The organism is Ekhidna lutea (genome assembly GCF_900188325.1).
Classification (GTDB): domain Bacteria; phylum Bacteroidota; class Bacteroidia; order Cytophagales; family Cyclobacteriaceae; genus Ekhidna; species Ekhidna lutea.
In genome coordinates this window covers 1-3,968 of sequence record NZ_FZPD01000011.1, presented here as the reverse complement: position 1 = coordinate 3,968, position 3,968 = coordinate 1, and the positions used below count along the sequence as shown (strand labels likewise).

The window sequence follows — 3,968 nt, the reverse complement described above, 5'->3', positions numbered from 1 at the left end:
TGGCTCCATAAATTGCAAATCCAAGCAAGACAAGGGCAGTTAAGTTAAATGGAGTGATGAATTTTCTCATGGCAGAGATCTAGCAGCTAACGCCACGCTAGCAGGAGTGCGCCCCGAGCATGGCAGAAAGATACTAATATAGCGCAGCTGCCCAACACCTACAACGGTAGCTATGAAACACTGCAATTAGAAAGACAAAACCCAGAACCACCACAGTTGCTAGGAGAGATGCAATTTCAGAATGGGTAGCGGAGCGGTGAAGATCAGATGAAACTTTTGAACAGCACTCTGGCGCATTCGTGCTAGCAACTGTTACCCACAGTTATTTTAGTTCTATGAATTTTCCCTTTGAGTTAAGGTAGCCAACTACTCCATTTTTGTTAGTTAGTTCACCAAAGTTGTTTGGTATTTTCTCAATCGTGATTCTCTTGTTAAGAAGACCAGTATCATTGAATCCTGAAATTTCATATCTATAGAGTAGTTCCCCGACATGCGCAACGAAGAAGTTGGCTTCCCCAATCTTTCCTGAAGTAATGTTGTCAGGAGTTGAGATTTGAAAGTTAGCACATGAAAGTTCGTCATTGAATTCGTCTTGATGGGTCATGTCTAGATATCCACCTGAGTCAATTTGTTTGTCAAAATGGATGAAGTTCTTATATCTGGTTATGTGGGATTTCATCTTGATTGAACTAACAGCCATAATGCTGTCAGCTCCCGGTTTTGCTTTGTCAATAGTAAAATCAACTCCTGATCCGATGTTGTGAAAACTGTAGTATTCATCGTTCCTTGGAACAAGAGGTCCAGGTGCAAGTCCTTCTTTAATTCTGTTTACTCCGTCATTTGTTAGCTGGTAGATAACAATAGTTGGGCTAGTGTTGTAGTGAGGATATATCCAAAGAAACACTTCTGTTGTTCCATCTTGATCAATATCAATTATTTCCCAGTCTCTTGGTCGGAATTGATAAGCTAGTGTGTCAAATTGTTCAAGATATTCTTCTTCTAATATGTATTTGAAGACTTGTTGGATTTCAGTTGGAAATTGACTCAAATCTTGTCCAAAAGAGTTAATAGATAATAACAGAGTTAATAGTAGCAGACTTTTTCTCATGGAAGGTATTGTGGGTAACGCTCAACTAGCGAGAGTATGCCCACTAGTTGTAAAGAGCACTAAACTAGCGAAATCTTTAGATTCACGAAGGGTAGAGCGCATGCATGTGGGTATGAGTAAACTGTCCAACCCCTGCAACGGTATCTACAAAGAGCGGCGTTCCACAAGTCTCAGTCCAGAAAGACGAAAAGGAGGGAAGAGAATGAAAGTAGCAGGATGGGCGGTGAAGCGGTCGAGTTGCACTAAAACCTGGAGAATGCACTCAGGCATATTCGCGCTAGTGCCTGTTATGCTTTCGTATTACAAGCCGTTGACTTCTTTGTAAAATGCTTCTACATCAATTGGATGTTCATGCAAAACCAAGCTTCCTGCTACTCTTTTTAGAAAGTTCATTCCATCGTCAAAGTCTTATTCGTTAGTTAATGGGACGTTGATGTTCAAGAAGCTGTCAAAAACTATTGTGCTCAGATACATTTGTTTCTGGACTGTTGGATGTTCAGGTGTGTCAAAATGCCAAAGCAAGAAGTACTTGTTGCCAACTGGTCCCCATCCTGCGCTCTGATTTTCAACCTTCATCTTTACTTCGTTCTTGAAATAATTCAGTTCATAGTTCATGTACTGAAGCAGGAATGATTTCTGAACTTCAAGTTCACCAGTGTCCTTGTTGTTAGGGTTCTGATATCCAATGGAAAAAAGTTGAAGTGTCCAAGTGCTGTCTACGAGAACTAGAAAGTTAGAACCGTCACCAAGTGGTTCAACAGTTGCCGTGTCAAGATGTAGAACGAAAGAGTTAGAGTCGTTCGTGAAAATAATGTAAGCACCAGTCTCAGATTCAATTAGAGCTTGTTCGTACTCTTGTTGTCCAAAAGTTAGCAAAGGAGTTAAAAAGAAAATAAGTAGCGAATATCTCATGAACTGTGAAGTAGCGGGATGAAGCATAACGACCAGATATGGCGAGTGGCCATACCCTTTTTTAAAAACACAATGTAGTGAAACTGCCCAACCACCGTAACAGTAGCCACGAAGAACTGCGTTCCGCAAGTCTAAGTCCAGAACCACAGAAGGTTCTACTAAGAACAAAAATCTCAGAATGGGCAGATTTACGGTCGGATTGCACTGAAATATCAGATAGGCAATTTGGCCATTCGCTATATCGCTTGTTACAGCGCCGTTTTATACGTCAATGCTGATTGTTACTTTCCCACCAAGCCCTTTCTCAACTATGTCATAAAGTGTCTTGAGAGTTAAGTTACTCCCGTCGTTCTCCACTCTTGAAATGTAGGTTCTTTTCTTGTCAACAAGTTCGCCTAGTTGCTGTTGGGTTAAATGTTTATTCTCACGTGCTTGACGTAATAAAAGTCCGACTTTTAATCCTTCAGCTTCCCGTTCAAGTTGGTCGCGTCTTGGAGTTCCCTTCTTTCCGTAGACGTCATCCTTAATGGTTTTCCAAGATTTAGTTTCCATGTTCGTTCGTTTTGTCGTGATAATATTCGTTCATTATTCTCAAAGCTTTCTCAATTTCAGATTTAGGTGTTTTCTGTGTTTTCTTCTGAAACCCATTCAACAAAATCACCAATCTTCCTTCGTCAAAAAAACAGAACACCCTCCATATATTCGATCCCAGTTTAATTCTAGCCTCATAAAGACCATCAGTTCCAACCAAATGCTTTAAGTAGTTGCTAGGAACTCGTTCGAGAGTTTCAATCGCTTCTATAATTTTGAAAATCTTGTCTTGAACCTTTGCAGGTTGTTTGGTAAGGAATTCCTCAAAATAGTGTTTATAAGCAATGACCTCTCGGATCTTGTTCATACGACAAAGGTAACTTAAAAGTTACTTGTTATCAAGTTAGTTCGGGAGATATGCGTATAGAAGACAATGCGCTGTAACGTCTAACTAGCGAGAGTATGCCCACTAGTTGTAAAGAGCGCTAAGATAGCGCAGCTGCCCAACACCTACAACGGCATCTACGGAGAACTGCGTTCAGCAAGACTCAGTCCAGAAAGATGAAAGGAGCGAGGGGAAATGAAAGTAGCAGAATGGGCGGTGAAGCGGTCTAGTTGCATTGAAATTGACAGAAAGCACACAGGCATATTCGCGCTAGTGCCTGTTACCTGTTCGCCTTTTTACGTTTTGCCTTCAATTTTTTGAGTTGTTCAGCTAAATAGGCACGTTCCTCACTTAATGACATGTTCATGATATCATGGCTAACCTGATCACGAATTTCCCTCATTCGTTCTACCATCGTTTGTGTTCTAGTTGCTGTCTTCATCTCTAAAAATTTCCTTCGGTGTTCGGATCTCAGTCATCTGATATCCTTCCCTAAAGTTAATGGAATTATATCCTCTTATACGTTCAAGGTTAACTATATGCTTAAAGTTCCAACTGGCAAGTACGTCAGCCTTGTAAATTGTTGCAAGGGCAATATGTTGGCAGTCAGCCATACTTGTTCGTCCAACTACGTTCTCTGAAATATACAGTTCAGCAAGTTGCCTGGCTTCTTCAGTTAGTTCGACTCTTTCATTGTTCTTCAATGACTCATAGAGTTCAACAATACGATCGGGAGCATTATAAATTTCAAGTTCGAGGATATCAGATACCAAGACTGTGATATTCTGAGTCTTTAAGACTTCAAAGAATTTCTCAGTTGGTTCGTCAAACTCAGTGTCGAAATATCCTCCAAATACTGAGGTGTCGATATAAATCCGTTTGATCATGTCCAAAGTTCGCCAAACGCACTGATCTCTGCAACTGGCTCAGGTGACAGGTAACGTCTAACTAGCGAGAGTATGCCCACCAGTTGTAAAGAGCACTAAACTAGCGAAACTGCCCAACCTCCGCAACGGTATCCACGAAGAACTG

General features: G+C 40.9%; 6 protein-coding genes. All 6 read right to left on the bottom strand.

Annotated features, from left to right (window positions below):
• Window positions 1–322 precede the first annotated feature (322 nt).
• Window positions 323–1,108: a hypothetical protein gene (locus CHB71_RS18635; RefSeq protein ID WP_089358482.1), complete on the bottom strand. Its 786-nt coding sequence runs from the start codon at window positions 1,106–1,108 to the stop codon at window positions 323–325.
• 408 nt (window positions 1,109–1,516) lie between these two features.
• On the bottom strand, window positions 1,517–2,020 hold the full coding sequence (locus tag CHB71_RS18625; RefSeq protein WP_144017497.1) for a hypothetical protein: 504 nt from the start codon (window positions 2,018–2,020) through the stop codon (window positions 1,517–1,519).
• 261 nt (window positions 2,021–2,281) lie between these two features.
• Window positions 2,282–2,572: a helix-turn-helix transcriptional regulator gene (locus tag CHB71_RS18620; protein ID WP_089358479.1), complete on the bottom strand. Its 291-nt coding sequence runs from the start codon at window positions 2,570–2,572 to the stop codon at window positions 2,282–2,284.
• Entirely contained in the window at window positions 2,562–2,918 is a 357-nt protein-coding gene (locus tag CHB71_RS18615; protein ID WP_089358478.1) for a type II toxin-antitoxin system RelE/ParE family toxin, read from the bottom strand. The genes CHB71_RS18620 and CHB71_RS18615 overlap by 11 nt, the downstream gene beginning before the upstream one ends.
• Window positions 2,919–3,216: 298 nt before the next feature.
• Window positions 3,217–3,378: a hypothetical protein gene (locus CHB71_RS18900; RefSeq protein WP_179213473.1), complete on the bottom strand. Its 162-nt coding sequence runs from the start codon at window positions 3,376–3,378 to the stop codon at window positions 3,217–3,219.
• A complete protein-coding gene (locus tag CHB71_RS18610; RefSeq protein WP_089358477.1) occupies window positions 3,362–3,823 on the bottom strand; it encodes a PIN domain-containing protein in 462 nt (153 codons plus the stop codon). Before CHB71_RS18610 ends, CHB71_RS18900 begins: the two co-directional genes overlap by 17 nt.
• Window positions 3,824–3,968: the final 145 nt, after the last annotated feature.